Raw genomic sequence first — 16,730 nt, forward strand, 5'->3', positions numbered from 1 at the left:
CCCGGCCCCGCCCCGTGACCCCGGTTCGTGCCGGGGCCACGGGGCGGGGCTTCACCCGTTGGTGTACTCCCGCACCGGCACCTGCCGCGGCACCCCGGTGGGCCCGCGGCCCGTCAGCGGGGCGGGCAGCGGCATGCCCGAGGTGTCGTCCAGGAAGACCCTGCGCACCACCCGTTCCGCCGCGTTCCCGTCGTCGTACGGACAGAACCGGGCCCGGAACGCCGCCCGGCGCTGCGCGGAGCGGGGCCCGCGCCAGTGGTCGGTGGCGAAGATCTCGTGCAGCTCCTCCTGGTCCCGTGCCACCGCCCCGGGAGGGAAGGCGGCCGGGTCGAAGTACGTGCCACGAGCCGCCCCGTACGCCTGCGCGTCCTCCAGGTGCAGGACGACCGGCCGGTCCAGGTTGACGTAGTCGAACATCAGCGACGAGTAGTCCGTGATCAGCCCGTCGGAGGCGAGACAGAGCTCCTCGACGGACGGGTGCGCGCTGACGTCGATGATCCGCGGGTGCCGGGTGTGCCCGGCGGTGGCCCGGGCCGTCGCGTCCAGGTAGTGGGAGCGCGCCAGGATCACGAAGCGCGGGCCCAGGACGCGGACCAGCTGCTCGAGGTCCAGGGAGTGCTGCTGGGCGCGCCGGTAGTCGCGGTGGGTCGGTGCGTACAGCAGGGCGGTGCTGCCGTCCGGGACGCCCAGGTGCTCGCGCAGCCGCGCGGTCCTGCCGGGGTCCGTGCGGTGGAAGACGTCGTTGCGCGGGCTGCCGTACTCCAGCGTGGTGTAGCCCGACGGGTAGGTGCGCTCCCACACCAGTGTGGAGTGCTGGTTGGCCGAGAGCGAGAAGTCCCATTTATCGATATTGCGCAGCAGTTGCCCGAAGTCCATGGAGCCGGCCGCCGCGGGCCGGTGCACGAGGTCGGTGCCCATGGTCTTCAAGGGCGTCCCGTGATGGGTCTGCAGCAGCACCTGACCGCGTCTCTTCACGAGTCTGCGGTCGAAGTTGACGTTGTTCACGAGGTACTTGGAGCGTGCCAGGGCCGTCCAGTACGCGGCCGTCCCCGGGTGCAGCACGCGGGTCGTGTCCGGCACCGTGTGCGCGTCCTCCGGGTGGCAGATCCAGGAGGTGCGCAGCCCGGGCACGAGGGCCCTGGCAGTGGCCTCCAGCGCCGCGGGACTGCAGGTGTAGCCGCGGTGCCAGTAGGCGGCGAACACCGCGTCCCCGCTCCGGACGGGCAGGCGCAGCTGGACGCGGTAGTGCAGCTGGAGCGCCGCCCCGCGTACCGCCCGGTGCGCCGCCGTGGCGGCACGCCCCAGCCGGCCGCGCAGCCGCTGCGCGGCCCACAGGGCGCGGTACGTGCGGTGGGCGCCCAGCCGGAACAGCGCGTGCCGCAGGCGGGCGCGGCGGGGCACGGGGGCACCCGGGGTGCGGTAGCGGCGGCAGTGTGCGCGGGCGCGGCGGAAGAACTGTGCCCGCGTCCCGCGCGGCAGCCGGCCCCGGGAGGTGAAGAGGGTCGAGAAGTGGTCGAGCATCCGGCGGAATATCACCGGGCGCCAGACGGCGAGCTCGGGGCGGGCGTCGATGAAGGCGAAGACGCGGTCGTACTGGTCGAAGACGTCGAAGTGCCGGTGGGTGGTGGTGGAGAGGATGTTGCCGCGGCGCCGCTGGCGGTATCCCACGCAGACGGTGTCCAGCACGGCGATCGACCCGGCGGCCATCAGCACCGGGTAGGTCCAGGGGGTGTCCTCGTAGTAGCCGGGCGGGAAGGTGAAGCGCTCGGCCTCGATGAACTCGCGGCGGTACGCCTTGTTCCAGACGACCATCAGGACCTTGAGCAGCTCGGGCCGCTCCGCGAGCCGGAAGGAGGCCGGGCCGGTCTCGGAGAGGTACTGGGCGAACGTGTTGCGGACGCTCTCGCCCGACCAGTACGTACGGGCGTAGTCGTAGACCAGGACGTCGGGGCCGCCGGTGGCCTCCAGGCGGTCGGCGATGGCCTGGAGCGCCTCGGGGGCGAAGGTGTCGTCACCGTCGAGGAAGAGAAGGTAGTCTCCGGTGGCCCTGGCCACCCCGGCGTTGCGGGCGGGGCCCAGGCCGGAGTTGCGCGGCAGGTGGACGGCGCTGACCCGGGGGTCGCGTACGGCGTACTCATCGGCGATCGGGCCGCAGGCGTCCGGTGAACAGTCGTCGACCACGATGATTTCGTAGTCCTTGAACGACTGGTTCAGCACGGAGTCGAGACACGCGTGCAGATACGCCTGGACCCGGTACGCGGGCACGATGACACTGAACCGGGGCACAACACATCCAGGGGTCGCTCGCGGGCGGGCAGGTGGCCCGCAAACGGCCGATGGAGTGACTTGGTTACGCGAGATGTGGCATTCGGGGGAAGTACGAGGTAGGGCGGCCCGATCGCGAGTGAACGGGCCGCCCTGGCGTTGACGAACGCATGTGCTGCTTGACGCCTCGCGCTACTTGACGGCTCCGGCCATCACACCGGAGACGAACTGCCGCTGGAAGGCGAAGAACACCGCCAGCGGAATCACCATGGACACGAAGGCGCCGGGCGCCAGCACGTCGATGTTGTTGCCGAACTGCCGGACCTGCTGCTGCAGGGCCACGGTGATCGGCGGGGACTCCGAGTCCGCGAAGATCAGCGCGACCAGCATGTCGTTCCACACCCAGAGGAACTGGAAGATCCCGAGCGAGGCGATCGCGGGGCCGCCGAGCGGCATCACGACCCTGGTGAACAACCGGATCTCGCCCGCACCGTCCAGCCGCGCGGCCTCCAGCAGTTCACGCGGGATCTCGGCGAAGAAGTTCCGCAGCAGGAAGATGGCGAACGGCAGGCCGAACGCCGTGTGGAACATGATCACACCGAAGGTCGTCTCGAAGATCCCGATGGTGCCGAAGAGCTCGGACACCGGGATCAGGGCGACCTGTACGGGCACCACGAGCAGCCCGACGACCAGCAGGAACCACCAGTCGCGGCCGGGGAACTCCATCCAGGCGAAGGCGTAACCGGCCAGCGAGCCGATGACGACCACCAGGAACGTGGACGGGACGGTGATCAGGACCGTGCTGAACAGGGAGTCGGTGATGGTCGAGTTGTCCAGCAGGCGCTGGTAGTTGTCGAAGGTGAGCTCGGAGGGGGCCGTGAAGACCTTCCACCAGCCGGTCGCCGCGATGTCCTCGGCGCCGCGCAGCGAGGAGAGCAGCAGCCCGATGGTCGGCATCAGCCAGAACAGGCCCACCAGGACGAGGAAGACCCGCATGGCACCGCCGCCCGCCCGGGCGGCGACCCGCGCGCCGAGGGACGCCTTGGCTTCGGAGGCCTTCCCGGCCCGCGGAACCTGCTCGGCCTGTGCGGTTCCGGTCGTGGTCGTGGTCACCGGCGCCCCTCCTTCCGTATCCGGCGGACGTTGCTGTGTTCTCCCGGGGGGCGACCCCCGTACCCCCGGGAGGAGGCTGGTGCCGTGTGGGTCCGGGTGGTCACCGGCGCCCCTCCTTCCGTATCCGGCGGACGTTGAACAGCATCACCGGGATCACCAGCAGCAACAGGAGTACGGCGATGGCGCTGCCGACCCCGAGATCCGCGTCCGTGCCGAACGAGGAGCGGTACAGCTGGAGGGCCAGGACGTTCGCGTCGTCCTGGGAGGACCCCGGCGCGATGATGAAGACCAGGTCGAAGATCTTCAGGACGTTGATCATCAAGGTGACCAGGACCACCGCGAGCACGGGTGCCAGCATCGGCACCGTGATCCGGCGGAACACCTGCCACTCGTTCGCGCCGTCCACCCGCGCCGCCTCGAGGAGTTCACGCGGCAGGCCCGCGAGGCCGGCCGCGATCAGCACCATCGCGAATCCGGCCCACATCCAGACGTAGCTGCCGATGATCCCCGGCGTCACGAGGGACGGGCCGAGCCAGTCGACGCCGTTGTACGGCTCGCGGAAGTTGTCCGCCGGAAGCCGCAGCAGGCTCCCGTCCGCCGAGGCGGGCAGGGTGAACACGCCGTCCGCGCCCGCCGTGGCCGTGGCGACGACCTTGCCGTCCTTCACCGCTTCCACGGTGATGCCCTTGAGGCCGAGCTCCTTCGGGTCGACGACGTTCGGTTTGCCGCCGCCGCCCTTGGTGAAGTCGAGCCACGCCGTCCCGGTGATGCCGTCGCCGGAGGCGGTGGCCGCCTTCGCGGGCTCCGCGTCGCCCGGCATCTTCGCCGGGACCACGCCGACCAGCGGCAGGCTCACCGGTTCACCTGCCCGCACGGTCTCCTTCGTCACGAAGGAACCGCCGCCGCCGGCCTTCAGCGGATGGACGGGCAGTGGATGCGCCTTCGGGAAGCCGGACGACCGGGCGAACGTGTCGTGCACGCCCACCGCCACGGCGTTGGCGACCCCGCGCTCCGGTGCCTGTTCGTACACCAGCCGGAAGATGATGCCGGCGGCCAGCATGGAGATCGCCATCGGCATGAAGACGATCAGCTTGAACGCCGTACCCCACCTGATCCGCTCGGTGAGCACCGCGAAGATCAGCCCCAGCGCGGTGGCGACCGTCGGCGCGAACACGACCCAGATCGCGTTGTTCTTGACCGCGGTCCGGATGGTGTCGTCCGTGAACAGCGCCTTGTAGTTGTCGAGGCCCGCGAAGCCGGTGCCGGACTGGTCGAGGAACGAGCGGTAGACGGAGTAGACGATCGGATAGACGACGAGTGAGCCGAGCAGCACCAGGGCCGGCAGCAGGAACGCCGCCGCGACGGCTCTCCTGGTGCCGGTCACGCTCTTGCGCGTTGGCTTGCCCTTGCCCGTGTCAGGACGCTTGTCGGCGGGGGGCGCGCTTCCGGCGCCCCCCGCTGTCGCTGTGGTCACCCCGTCAGCTCGTGTACGCCTTGGCCGCGTCGGACTCCAGCTTCGCTTGAGTCCCCGCGATGTCCTTCGGGTTCTTCAGGAAGTCCTGGAGCGTCTTCCACTCACCCTTGCCGGGCGTCCCGCCGAACGACTGCGGGGCCTGGTCGGACATGTCGAACCGGACGTCGTCACCGGCGGCGATCAGCGCCTCGGCGATCTTGCGCTGCACGTCGTTCGGATACGCGGCCGCGTCCAGAGCCTTGTTGGGCGAGATGAACCCGCCGGCCTCGGCCCAGATCTTCGCCGCGTCGGTCGAGGCGAGCCAGGTCAGCAGCGCCTGGGCGCCCTTGCCGTCCTTGAGAGCCACGGCCGCGTCTCCGCCCGTCACCACGGGGGAGTCCGCGCCGACCGCCGGGAACGGGAACACCTTGGCGTCCGTACCGATCTTCGCCTTGGTCTGCGCGATGTTGATGGAGACGAAGTCACCCTCGAAGACCATCGCGCCCTTGGGCTGGTCACCACCGGTGAACGTCTGGGTGACCGATACCGGGAACTCGGTCTGCAGCGCCCCGTCGGCGCCGCCGGAGATCAGGCTCGGCTTGCCGAAGAGCTCGGCGAGCGTGGTCAGGGCGTCCTTGACGGACGGGTCCGTCCACTTGATCTCGTGCTTGGCCAGCTGGTCGTACTTCTCCGGGCCTGCCTGGGAGAGGTAGATGTTCTCGAACCAGTCGGTGAGCGTCCAGCCGTCCGCGCCGCCGACCGAGACCGGGGTGACACCGGAGGCGGAGATCGTCTCGGCCGTGGCCAGGAAGTCCTTCCAGGTCTTCGGCTCGCTCGCGCCCGCGTTCTCGAACGCCTTGGCGTTGTACCAGACCAGGGACTTGTTGGCGGCCTTGAAGTAGACGCCGTACTGGGTGCCGTCGACCGCGCCGAGGTCCTGCCAGACCTTCGCGTAGTTCTTGCTCAGCTGGGCCTTCGCCTCCGCGCCCACCGGCTTGGCCCACTTCTTGGCCACGGCCTGCTGGATCGCGCCCACCTGCGGGATCATCGCGACGTCCGGGGGCTGGCCGCCCGCGATCTTCGTACCGAGGAAGTTGACGATCGGGTCCTGCGCCGGGACGAAGGTGACCGTGGCGCCCGTCCGTGCCTCGAATTCGTCGAGGACCTTGGTGAAGTTCGCCTGCTCGGGTCCGGTCCAGACCGCGGCCACCGATATCTTCTCGCCGTCGAGCTTCGGCAGAGTGACGCTCGGTGCACTGCCCTCGCCCTTGCCGGCGTCGTCGCCCGGCTTGTCCTTACCGGCGCCGTCGTCACCGCATCCGGTGAGGGCCAGCGCCCCGATCGCGGTGAACACCAGTACGGCCCTACGCATTCGAAGGGTTCTGCGCATCCCTGCCCCGTCTCTCCTGCGCGCGCATGAGCGCGGACCGGCACCAACGGTCGGATCCTGCGGTGCCGTTCACGTCTCACATCGTGCGGTTCACATCGTCCGTGCGCACAGTCCTATGCCCGGCGCACCGGAGTAGCAATACCGTCGTCCGCGTCAACGCCGTGATCGTGATCGGCTCGTGACGTCATGCCAGGACGTGGCCGGTGTCCGCTCGTGGCGCCCGCCCACGGAGCCCGCCCACGGCGCTGGGGGCGTCCGGACGGTGAGGGGCTGCCGGTCCGTGGGGAGCGGGCGGGCGGCCCGGGGCCGTTGGTCTGGCCGAAGGCGTCAGCCGTGGCCGACCGGGTCCTCCAGCAGCTGGTCGACGCCACGCCGGAGGACGGCCCGGGCCGTGGCCGGGGAGTGGTGGCCCGCCAGGACGTGGACCGTGAGGCCGTCGGCCAGGGCGAGGAGCGTGTGCGCTTCGCGATCCGGGTCGAGGTGCTGGGGGACTTCCCTGGTGCTCTGGCCGTAGCGGATGAGCCACGCGATGAGGTCGTGGAGCTCGGCGTAGGTGTCGTGCAGGACCGCGGCCAGTTTCTCGCCGGCGGGGGCACGGGTGGCGAAGGCCAGCCAGACCCGGGCCCGTGTCGCCGATTCCTCGTCCAGCAGGGCGATCTCGGTCAGGGTGTGGGACAGCAGGGTCGATGCGGCCTGGGGCCTGGAGGCAGCGGCGATGCGCAGGCCGGCGCGTTCGGTGACGTGTCGTGAGATGTGCTCCAGCGCGAAGAGCAGCATGTCCTCCTTGGTGCGGAAACACCTCTGGACGGCGCCCATGGACACCTCGGCCTGGGCGGCGACGTCGCGGAGGCTGACGGCTTCCATGCCGGAGCGTGCGATCAGGGTGCAGACCGCATCGGCGATCCGTCGGCGCCGCTCCTCGTAGTCGACCTGCTTGGGCACGTTCCACTCCTCTTTTTTCTGATGCACTTGCATCGTATCCGACTTCGCTGCACGATGTGATGCGTTCGCATCGGAACGAAGGCCGGTCGTCGGGAGGGACAGCTCGTCATGGTGAAGCAGCGAAAGAGGTCGGACGGCAGCTCAGGACAGGGGCTGCTGTGGTTGTTCGGTGCAGTCCTCGTCATCCAGGGCTTCGGATCCGCCGTCACCGAGGCCGGGTGGGACACGAGCTTCGGTGTCGCCGCGCTGCTCCGGGCAGCGGATACGCCTGAGTGGACCACTCTCGTGATCGGTTCCGTGGGTGTGGTCCTGTGGGGGGTGGCGGCGAGCGGTCGCTACGGGAGGAAGCGGGCGGACCGTCGCACGTGACAGGTCCGCATGCCGGCCGCCGGCGACGCCGGCCGGCATGCCGCGAACCGTCCTGGGACGGCGCTCAGGGGATCAGTGGAGGGAGCGGCTCCGCGTTCACCGAACGGGCCGCCCTCTCCAGGGCGCTGGCCAGCAGGGCCAGGTCGGTGGGTCCGTTGCCCAGCTCGCGGACCGGCCGGCGGGTCGGCGGATCGCCCATCCGCTCCCACTCCAGCGGTACGACGGTGGGGCGCAGGGTCGCCGTGCGCGGGATACGTCCGGTGACGCGGCCGCCCTGGAACGGTGTCACCCGGCCGTCAGGATGCCCCAGCCGTCCCCGGCCCGGCGCGGCCTCGTCCGGGGACGGGGGGACGACGGGCGGATCGAGCACGATGCGCAGCCGCGCGCCCCGCGCCAGCTCCGTGTCCTCGGTGCGGTCCGGGCGGGCGGACGTGGCGACCAGATGGACGCCGAGGCGCCCGCCGTCCCTGGCCACGGCCTCCAGCACGCGGACCACCGACCCGGCGGACGGGCGGCCGGGACTGCCGAGCGCCGGGGCGACCAGGGCGTCGAAGTCGTCGGCCAGGACGACCAGCCGAGGGAGGGGCGAGGGCCCGGGGTCCACCGGACGCGCCGCGGCGGGCCGCAGACGCAGGGTGCCGCTGGCGGGCGATTCGAGGTCACCTCGCTGTTCGGCGGCGCCGGCGGGGCGGCGGCCGGTGAGCCCCTGCGACTCCTCGTACCGTGCGTGCCATTCGGTGAAGTCCAGGGTGCCGAGCAGCTCCGCCCGGCGCTTGAGCTCGCCGCCCAGCGCCTGGGCGAACTCCCGCATGCGTACGGGGTCGGAGGCCACCAGGTGCGTGAAGACGTGCGGAAGCTCCGTGCAGGGGCGCAGCCCCTCGCCGCGCTCCCCGTGCTCGCCGCCCGCCCCGTCGATGAGGAGTATGCCGAGCCGGTCGGGGCGCGCGGCGGAGGCCAGGGAGGCGGCGACGGCGCGCAGCAGCTCCGTACGCCCGCTGCCCGCGGGGCCCTCGACCAGCAGATGCGGACCCTCGTCGGCCAGATCGACGGAGAGCGGGCCCCTGGGGCCCGCGCCCAGCACGATCACGGGGCGTCCCGCGTAACCGGAGGTCGCGCCCGTGGGCCCGGTCTCCACGGCCCCGCTGTCGCGCCGTTGCGTGCCGATCCGGTGGGAGCCACCGCCCCCGGCAGGGGCGTAGGCGGAGCGGCCCGAGCCCGAGCTGGTCGGCCCGCTGCTCCGGAACGGGGTGTGCCCGGAGTCGGGGGACTCACGCTGCGCGCCTACCCGGGGCCCGGTGCTCAGGGTGCGGCCGGAGCCCGTCGTGTCCAGGTCCGCCGCGCCGGGTGCGGCCGTGCGCACCGTCGCGCCCGGCTGGTCCTCGGCCGTTGAGGCCCAGCGGGCCATCAGGGAGGCCGGGGTGGCTCTGGCGAGGCCCAGCTCGTCCAGCAGACGGGCGGACGGGGGCAGGGCCGCAGCCATGGGCCGGCCGGGAAGGGCGGCGGTGCCCTCGTCGCGCAGCGGGGCGAGCGCACGCCCGAACCGCTCGGCCCAGGCCACCGACACGGCGTCCACCGCGGCGACGGTGCCGTGGCCCGCGGCCTGGCCGCCCGCCGTGCGCAGCAGCCGCAGGGCCGTCGCCACATCGCCGCTCAGCATGGCGACGGCACCGCACTCCCGGAAGGCGATCGAGGCCCGGCACGCCGTGTCGTAGGTCGCGGCGACCGGGGAGGTCGGGGAGGCGGCGGGGGCCTCGGCGAGGCAGATCAGATGGATTCCGGCGGCGGCTCCGGCACCGGCCAGCCCGGCAGTGGTCTCGCGCAGGGCCGCGGAGCCGGGATCGCCGTCCACGATCACCACGGTGTACGGCCCGGCGTGGCAGCGGGCCGCCTCGGCCACGGAGGACCGGTCGGCGCTCGCCCAGCCGGGTCCCAGCGGCCCCTCTTCCATGCGGCGCACCAGCTCCGCCGCGCGGGCGCCCGCCTGCTCACGGTCGTACGCGAGGAGCAGGCGGCAGTCCTGGCCGTGCATGGGACGCATATGGGGCAGCCAGCCGAGCCAGGACCACTCCCGGCGCCGCTCTTCCATGCTCCGCGCCCGGTCCGTGCTGATCAGCACGATCTCCAGGTCGAACGGGGAGTGCAGCGCGGCGAGCTGCGCCACCGTCGACCGGGCGAGCCCGGACAGCCGGGCCCGCGGACCCGCGAGCCCGAGCGAGCCGGCCTCCCGCAGTCCCACGGTGACCGGCACGGCCGGCAGGTCGGCCCGCTCCGTCGTCCCGAGCCGTACGACCAGGGCCTCGGGGTGTGCGGTGTCGCGCTCCCACAGGCGGGGGCCGGGGCCGAGCGCCGTCAGGAGCACGGTCGCGGGGTCCGGCCAGGTCCCCGCAGGGGCGGAGGGGGAGTGAAGGGGAACGGAGGGGGCGTGCGACGCGGAGGCGTGATCCGGTCCGGCCGCCGGTGAGTCTCCGGGCTGCGTCCCGTGCGCCTGCTCTCCCTTGGCGCCCGTGAGCCGCCGCGCCCAGGCGCCTATGCCACCGCGTCTGGGGGCCTCCGGGTGGATGAGCTGTCCGCCGCGGCCGTGGGTGACCTGCGGAAAGGGGTCGCCCTCGTGTGCGTCGTGGCCGGCCGGACCGTCGTCGTACGTCTCGTGGGTGGTGTGCCCGGCGGGGGCGGGGCTGTAGGCGTGGTTGTGCCCCTCGGTGCCGGGCGCGCTCGCAGCGTGCTCCCGGCCCGTCCCAGGGGTGCCGCCCGCGGCCTCCGCGCGGGCCACCCGCAGATGGCCCTCGCCGTCCGGCGCCGTCGTCAGCGTGGGCGTGCGGGAGCCGGGCGTGAGCCGGAGCGTGGACTCCCCCAGCCGCAGCAGGGCGCCCGGGGCGAGCCGGACCGGGCGGTCGTGGACGTCCGTGCCGTCCAGCGAGGTGCCGTTGGTGGAGCCCAGGTCGGCGACGGACACCCGGCCGTCGTCGGAGACCGTCACCGCGCAGTGCAGCCGCGACACATCGGGGTCGTCGAGCGGGACGTCCGCCTCGGCGGAGCGGCCGATCCGGATCTGTCCGCCGTGCAGCAGATGGACCCCGCCGGCATCGGGCCCCGCGATCACGTGCAGCCGCGCGGGAACGGCGTCATCGGCCGCCTCGTCGTCACCGGGCACCTGGAGCGAGAGCACCGTGCCGTCCACCAGGGGCGGCTCGCCGAGGGCGCAGCGCTGCGGGTCGAGCCGCTCGCGCCCGGCGTACAGCACGGTGGCGCCGCCGCCCAGGGAGCCCTCCGGGCCGGAGACCGCCGTGGCCAGGCCGGAGGCGACGGCCGCGAGAGCCGTCCCGGCCGGGGCGGTCACGAGCACGTCGCAGGCGCGCGCCGGGGTCTGGCCGCTGCGCGGCGCGAGGACGGTCAGCCGGATCTGCATCGCCGTCAGCGGTCCCTTCTGCGCGGGGTGCCCGGCAGGGGAAATGCCCTGTGATTCCCCCCACCCGGCACGGACGCGTCGTCCGGTACAGGTCGTCACGGAACGTGAGGCTCCCGACCCCACGGTTCCGTGCTGCAGGCATCCTCGCACCTGCCACTGACAACACGCCCGGGGGTGGCCGCTTAGTGATCTTGAATGGCCGAGTGTGGGTGCAAAAGTGCCTGCTTGGTCCTGCCGGGGACGTACTGCACACTCGTTCGGCAACCAACTCTTCCGTGTGTGCGTCTTCCCGCTGACACAGCGGCAACACGACCGGAGGACGACCGACCGGTGCCCCGTACGGCGGCACTAGAGTGGGCCGGAACATCCGGGCGGGCCCGGGGGGACCGCAAGCATAACGACCAGCAGGGAGCGCATGACGTGCGGCCGGTAGGCAGCAAGTACCTGCTCGAGGAGCCGCTCGGACGCGGCGCCACGGGCACCGTCTGGCGAGCCCGCCAGCGGGAGACCGCGGGTGCCGAGGCGGCCGTCGCCGGGCAGCCCGGCGAGACCGTTGCGATCAAGGTGCTCAAGGAGGAGCTCGCCAACGACGCGGATGTCGTGATGCGGTTCCTGCGTGAGCGCTCCGTGCTGCTGCGGCTCACCCACGCGAACATCGTGCGCACCCGGGACCTCGTCGTCGAGGGCGATCTCCTCGCCCTGGTGATGGACCTGGTGGACGGCCCCGACCTGCACCGTTATCTCCGCGAGAACGGTCCGCTCACCCCGGTCGCCGCCGCGCTGCTCACGGCCCAGATCGCGGACGCGCTGGCCGCGAGCCACGCGGACGGTGTCGTGCACCGTGACCTGAAGCCCGCCAACGTGCTCCTCGACGAGCGCAACGGCGAGATGCACCCGATGCTCACCGACTTCGGCATCGCGCGCCTGGCGGACTCTCCGGGGCTGACCCGGACCCACGAGTTCGTCGGCACGCCCGCCTATGTGGCGCCCGAGTCCGCCGAAGGCCGTCCGCAGACCTCCGCCGTGGACATCTACGGCGCGGGCATCCTGCTCTACGAGCTGGTCACCGGCCGTCCGCCGTTCGCCGGGGGCACCGCCCTCGAGGTCCTGCACCGGCACCTCAGCGAGGAGCCCCGCCGCCCCGGCAACATCCCCGAGCCGCTGTGGACGGTCATAGAGCGCTGCCTGCGCAAGGACCCGGACCAGCGGCCCAGCGCCGTGAACCTCGCCCGCGCGCTGCGGACCGTCGGCGCGGGCGTCGGCGTGCACGCGAACTCGGCGCAGATCGCGGCCGCCGAGGGTGTGGGCGCCCTGCTCGCCCCCGACCCGGCGCCCGCCGCCGTCCCGGACACCCCGGGCGCGGCCGACCAGACCCAGGTGCTGCCGAGCAACGCGGGCTCGTACGACCCGGCGGCCCCGACCAGCGTGATGCAGCAGACCCCGGGCGGGGGCGGCCAGGCCGACCCGACCGCGATGATGCCGCCCGTACCGCCGCGCCCGGACGGCTCTCCGCGGCCCGACGAGCCGCACCCCTGGCAGTCCCAGCTCCGGGCCGCCCGGGACCGCAACGAGCAGACGCAGGTCCAGTACCTCGACCCGAGCCAGGACCCGCTGCGCCGCCGGCCTCAGCGCCAGCAGCCGCCGCAGGGCCAGCAGCAGCCCCAGCACCAGCAGCCGCAGCGCCAGCAGCCCCAGGGCGCCCAGCAGTACCCGCAGCAGCAGCCCCAGCGCTACCAGCCGCAGCAGCAGCCCCAGCAGCGGCAGCAGTACGCGCCCCCGCAGCAGCCGGCGCCGCAGCCGCCGGCCCCGCGCCAGCCGAGGCAGCGCGGCGCCAACCCGATGCGCATCCCCGGGCTCGGCTGCCTCAAGGGGTGCCTGTTCTCGGTGGTGCTGCTGATCGTCGCCGCCTGGCTCATCTGGGAGCTGACACCGCTTCAGGACTGGATCGCCCAGGGCCAGAGCTTCTGGGACGCCATAGGGGACGGCATCAGCAACGTCACCGACTGGTTCAAGGAGCTCGGTGGGAGCGACTCAGGCGGCACTACCGGTCAGTAAAACCCCCCACTCTGTGTCTTTGTCGACTTCTGCGGGCCCAATTCGCCCGCAGAAGTGAAGGTTGGCGCCATCCCGGGCACGCAACACCCCGTTCGCCGCGTAACTTTGTCGACCGGGGGTCAACGCCAGCCGCTGAGGGAGCAGTCTTGGCACGGAATATCGGCAGCCGGTACACCGCCCACCAGATCCTGGGGCGCGGCAGCGCCGGCACGGTGTGGCTCGGCGAGGGGCCCGAGGGCCCGGTCGCCATCAAGCTGCTCCGCGAGGACCTCGCGTCCGACCAGGAGCTCGTGGGCCGCTTCGTACAGGAACGCACCGCGCTGCTCGGGCTCGGCCATCCGCACGTCGTCGCCGTCCGCGATCTCGTGGTGGACGGCACCGACCTGGCCCTGGTGATGGACCTCGTGCGGGGCACCGATCTGCGCACCCGCCTGGACCGGGAGCGCCGCCTCGCGCCCGAGGCCGCCGCGGCGATCATCGCGGACGTCGCCGACGGCCTCGCCGCCGCGCACCGCGCCGGAGTGGTCCACCGCGACGTCAAGCCGGAGAACATCCTGCTCGACATGGAGGGCCCGCTCGGCCCCGGCGGTTCGCATCCCGCGCTGCTCACCGACTTCGGCGTCGCCAAGCTGATCGACACCCCGCGCCGCACCAAGACGACCAAGATCATCGGTACGCCGGACTACCTGGCCCCCGAGATCGTCGAGGGCCTACCGCCGCGCGCCGCCGTCGACATCTACGCCCTCGCGACCGTGCTCTACGAACTCCTCGCCGGCTTCACCCCCTTCGGCGGCGGCCATCCCGGGGCCGTCCTGCGCCGCCATGTGACCGAGACGGTCGTCCCGCTCCCGGGCATCCCCGAGGAGCTCTGGCAGCTGCTGGTCCAGTGCCTGGCCAAGGCCCCGGCCTCCCGGCTGCGCGCCTCCGAGCTCGCGACCCGGCTGCGGGAGCTGCTTCCGCTCCTGTCCGGGATACCTCCGCTCGACGTCGACGAGCCGGACAACGAGGCCGAACCGCAGACGTACGACGAGCAGCAGTACACCCCGGCACCCGAGGAGCCCCGCCGCCGTGGCGCGGTCCCGCTGGTGCCCGGCTCCTCCCCGGACTCCAACCGGGACACCCACACGAGCATGCGCGTCCCCGCCCCCGACGAACTCTCCGGTGGCCCCCTCGGTACGGCCCGCGCCCCGCGCGCCCCCGGCCGGCCGCGCCCGGGTTCGGCCCGGAACAAGTCGGCGGCAGTCCGTAAGCGCCGGATCACCCTGGGTGTCGCCGCCGTCGCCCTGTGCGCGGCGATAGGGGTGGGCGGCTGGCTCGCCACGAGTGGTGACGACCCGGGCTCGGCCCCGGAGGACACGCGGAATTCGGCGCCGACAGTCCCCTGAGAGGCGTCCCGGAGGGGCCGGGATCCGGGGGAGGGACAGGTTCACTCGTCCAGCCGTTACGCTGGACCCGTGGCAGTCGTCGATATTTCCGAAGAGCTGAAGTCCCTCTCCTCGACCATGGGGTCGATCGAGGCCGTCCTGGACCTGGATGCGCTGAGGGGCGACATCGCCGCGCTCGAGGAGCAGGCTGCGGCGCCGTCCCTCTGGGACGACCCGGAGGCGGCGCAGAAGATCACCAGCAAGCTTTCGCACCTCCAGGCCGAGGTCCGCAAGACGGAGACCCTCCGCGGCCGCATCGACGACCTCGAGGTCCTCTTCGAGCTCGCCGAGGACGAGGGTGACGCCGACGCGCGAGCGGAGGCGGAGACCGAGCTGGAGTCGGTCCGGAAGGCGCTGGACGAGATGGAGGTCCGCACGCTCCTCTCCGGCGAGTACGACGCGCGCGAGGCCCTGGTCACCATCCGTGCCGAGGCCGGTGGCGTCGACGCCGCCGACTTCGCCGAGAAGCTTCAGCGCATGTACCTCCGCTGGGCCGAGCGGCACAACTACAAGACCGAGGTCTACGAGACGGCGTACGCCGAAGAGGCCGGCATCAAGTCGACCACCTTCGCGGTGGAGGTGCCTTACGCCTACGGCACGCTCTCCGTCGAGCAGGGCACCCACCGGCTCGTCCGGATCTCGCCCTTCGACAACCAGGGCCGCCGCCAGACGTCCTTCGCGGGTGTCGAGGTGCTGCCGGTGGTCGAGCAGACGGACCACATCGAGATCGACGAGTCCGAGCTGCGTGTGGACGTGTACCGCTCCTCGGGCCCCGGCGGCCAGGGCGTCAACACCACGGACTCCGCGGTGCGCCTGACCCACCTGGCGACCGGCATCGTCGTCTCCTGCCAGAACGAGCGGTCGCAGATCCAGAACAAGGCCTCCGCCATGAACGTCCTCCAGGCGAAGCTCCTCGAGCGCCGCCGCCAGGAGGAGCAGGCGAAGATGAACGCGCTCAAGGGTGACGGCGGCAACTCCTGGGGCAACCAGATGCGTTCGTACGTCCTGCACCCGTACCAGATGGTCAAGGACCTGCGTACGGAGTTCGAGATGGGCAACCCGGAAGCGGTCTTCAACGGCGAGATCGACGGCTTCATCGAGGCGGGCATCCGCTGGCGCAAGCAGAGCGAGAAGTAGCTTCGGCCGTAAGGCTGTTGGGCCCGGACAGGCTTTCCTGTCCGGGCCCGCCCGCGTTTTCACCCCGGCGTGTGCGCAAGGGAGTTGAGGGGAAGATGTGGCGAATGAGTCACAGTCGTGATTCCGAATAGCCGTCAAGAACCCCCATAGCGGCCCGTATACCCCCGGAACGGCCTTGACGTAGTCCTTATCTCTGGACAGGGTGCTAGAGCAGCACGCGTATGTCTGGGACAGGTGTGATCGGGGGCGGGCGGGATGACCACGGTACGGCGTGGCCCTGCAGAAGGTGTGACCCCGCAGGGCCGTGGACCGCATATGGCTGCTCCATCGACGAGATCAGCTACTGGGGGTAGCAACAGATGACCAAGAAGACGCGAATCCGCGTCGCGCGGATAGCCGCTGGTGCGGTTATCGCGGCGGGTGCCTCGCTCACTGCGGCGGGTGCGGCCCAGGCCGTGGGCATCGACGTCAACATCGCCGGTGTCGGCGTCAACGCCGAGGCGGACAACGAAGGCCTCGAGGTCGGCGTGAGCGCCTTCGGCGAGGGCGACCCGACCAACCCGGGTGACCCGGTGGACCCGACGGACCCCACGGATCCCACGGACCCGACGGACCCGACGGATCCCACGGACCCGACCGACCCGACGGATCCCACGGACCCGACGGACCCGACGGACCCGACGGATCCCACGGACCCGACCGACCCGACGGACCCGACGGATCCCACGGACCCGACGGATCCCACGGACCCGACGGATCCCACGGACCCGACGGACCCCACGGAGCCGACCGACCCGTCGGACCCGCCCACCACGGACCCGACGGACCCGTCGGACCCGTCGGACGACCCGAGTGACCCTTCGGCCCCGGCCGACCCGTCCTACCCGGACGCCGGTGACAACACCGACACGGACAGTGTCGGCAACCAGCCGGTCGAGCAGGGCAAGGGCAAGGACGAGCTCGCCGAGACCGGTGCGGCCGAGACCACGTTCCTGCTGATCGGCGCCGCGACGATGATCGCCGGTGGTATCGGCTTCCGCATCCTGCCGCGTCTGGCCGGCGGCGGGCGTACGACCGCCTGACGTCCGTAAGAGCGCACTGAAGGGCCCGGGAGAGCCGACATGGCCACCCGGGCCCTTTGGTGTACCAGAAACGCGCCTGGGGCCGTACGCCCAT

At 72.0% G+C, this 16,730-nt stretch carries 11 protein-coding genes; 5 read left to right on the plus strand and 6 right to left on the minus strand.

The features are described from left to right. Positions 1-51: 51 nt before the first annotated feature. The 5 genes from ACFWFI_RS15375 to ACFWFI_RS15395 form a co-directional block, all read right to left on the minus strand. Positions 52-2,286 carry a bifunctional glycosyltransferase/CDP-glycerol:glycerophosphate glycerophosphotransferase gene (locus ACFWFI_RS15375; protein ID WP_387389678.1) on the minus strand — a complete coding sequence of 745 codons (2,235 nt, stop codon included), beginning with the start codon at positions 2,284-2,286 and terminating at the stop codon, positions 52-54. Between the two features lie 171 nt (positions 2,287-2,457). Continuing rightward, positions 2,458-3,378: a carbohydrate ABC transporter permease gene (locus tag ACFWFI_RS15380; protein WP_387389680.1), complete on the minus strand. Its 921-nt coding sequence runs from the start codon at positions 3,376-3,378 to the stop codon at positions 2,458-2,460. A gap of 100 nt (positions 3,379-3,478) precedes the next feature. Next, positions 3,479-4,852 (minus strand): carbohydrate ABC transporter permease, encoded by a 1,374-nt coding sequence (locus tag ACFWFI_RS15385; RefSeq protein ID WP_387389683.1) that lies wholly within the window; start codon positions 4,850-4,852, stop codon positions 3,479-3,481. A gap of 4 nt (positions 4,853-4,856) precedes the next feature. Then, positions 4,857-6,221: an ABC transporter substrate-binding protein gene (locus ACFWFI_RS15390; RefSeq protein WP_387389685.1), complete on the minus strand. Its 1,365-nt coding sequence runs from the start codon at positions 6,219-6,221 to the stop codon at positions 4,857-4,859. A gap of 327 nt (positions 6,222-6,548) precedes the next feature. Continuing rightward, positions 6,549-7,163 (minus strand): TetR/AcrR family transcriptional regulator, encoded by a 615-nt coding sequence (locus ACFWFI_RS15395; RefSeq protein WP_387389687.1) that lies wholly within the window; start codon positions 7,161-7,163, stop codon positions 6,549-6,551. A gap of 108 nt (positions 7,164-7,271) precedes the next feature. Between ACFWFI_RS15395 and ACFWFI_RS15400 the strand changes: the two genes are divergently transcribed. After that, positions 7,272-7,532 carry a hypothetical protein gene (locus ACFWFI_RS15400; RefSeq protein ID WP_387389689.1) on the plus strand — a complete coding sequence of 87 codons (261 nt, stop codon included), beginning with the start codon at positions 7,272-7,274 and terminating at the stop codon, positions 7,530-7,532. A 64-nt stretch (positions 7,533-7,596) separates the two neighbouring features. Here ACFWFI_RS15400 and ACFWFI_RS15405 read toward each other — a convergent pair whose 3' ends face one another. Further along, the gene (locus ACFWFI_RS15405) at positions 7,597-10,938 is read right to left on the minus strand and encodes an FHA domain-containing protein (RefSeq protein WP_387389690.1); all 3,342 of its coding nucleotides are present in this window, start codon (positions 10,936-10,938) and stop codon (positions 7,597-7,599) included. 420 nt (positions 10,939-11,358) lie between these two features. Here ACFWFI_RS15405 and ACFWFI_RS15410 point away from each other — a divergent pair, with 420 nt between their 5' ends. The 4 genes from ACFWFI_RS15410 to ACFWFI_RS15425 all read left to right on the plus strand — a co-directional run bounded on the left by ACFWFI_RS15410 (position 11,359) and on the right by ACFWFI_RS15425 (position 16,636). Further along, positions 11,359-12,993, plus strand: a complete 1,635-nt coding sequence (locus ACFWFI_RS15410) for a serine/threonine-protein kinase (protein ID WP_387389692.1) — start codon at positions 11,359-11,361, stop codon at positions 12,991-12,993. A gap of 146 nt (positions 12,994-13,139) precedes the next feature. Beyond that, positions 13,140-14,378 carry a serine/threonine-protein kinase gene (locus ACFWFI_RS15415; RefSeq protein WP_387389694.1) on the plus strand — a complete coding sequence of 413 codons (1,239 nt, stop codon included), beginning with the start codon at positions 13,140-13,142 and terminating at the stop codon, positions 14,376-14,378. A 69-nt stretch (positions 14,379-14,447) separates the two neighbouring features. Then, positions 14,448-15,554 carry a peptide chain release factor 2 gene (gene prfB, locus ACFWFI_RS15420; RefSeq protein WP_387389697.1) on the plus strand — a complete coding sequence of 369 codons (1,107 nt, stop codon included), beginning with the start codon at positions 14,448-14,450 and terminating at the stop codon, positions 15,552-15,554. Positions 15,555-15,913: 359 nt separating this feature from the next. Further along, positions 15,914-16,636 carry an LPXTG cell wall anchor domain-containing protein gene (locus tag ACFWFI_RS15425; RefSeq protein ID WP_387389699.1) on the plus strand — a complete coding sequence of 241 codons (723 nt, stop codon included), beginning with the start codon at positions 15,914-15,916 and terminating at the stop codon, positions 16,634-16,636. Positions 16,637-16,730 lie beyond the last annotated feature (94 nt).

Source organism: Streptomyces sp. NPDC060209, from assembly GCF_042728155.1.
Lineage (GTDB): Bacteria > Actinomycetota > Actinomycetes > Streptomycetales > Streptomycetaceae > Streptomyces.

What these genes read in the sequence shown, in the direction of transcription:
- ACFWFI_RS15390 (WP_387389685.1), bottom strand. Translation starts at nt 6,221, where the DNA reads ATGCGCAGAACCCTTCGAATGCGTAGGGCCGTACTGGTGTTCACCGCG.
- ACFWFI_RS15400 (WP_387389689.1), top strand. Translation starts at nt 7,272, where the DNA reads ATGGTGAAGCAGCGAAAGAGGTCGGACGGCAGCTCAGGACAGGGGCTG.
- ACFWFI_RS15405 (WP_387389690.1), bottom strand. Translation starts at nt 10,938, where the DNA reads ATGCAGATCCGGCTGACCGTCCTCGCGCCGCGCAGCGGCCAGACCCCG.
- ACFWFI_RS15425 (WP_387389699.1), top strand. Translation starts at nt 15,914, where the DNA reads ATGACCAAGAAGACGCGAATCCGCGTCGCGCGGATAGCCGCTGGTGCG.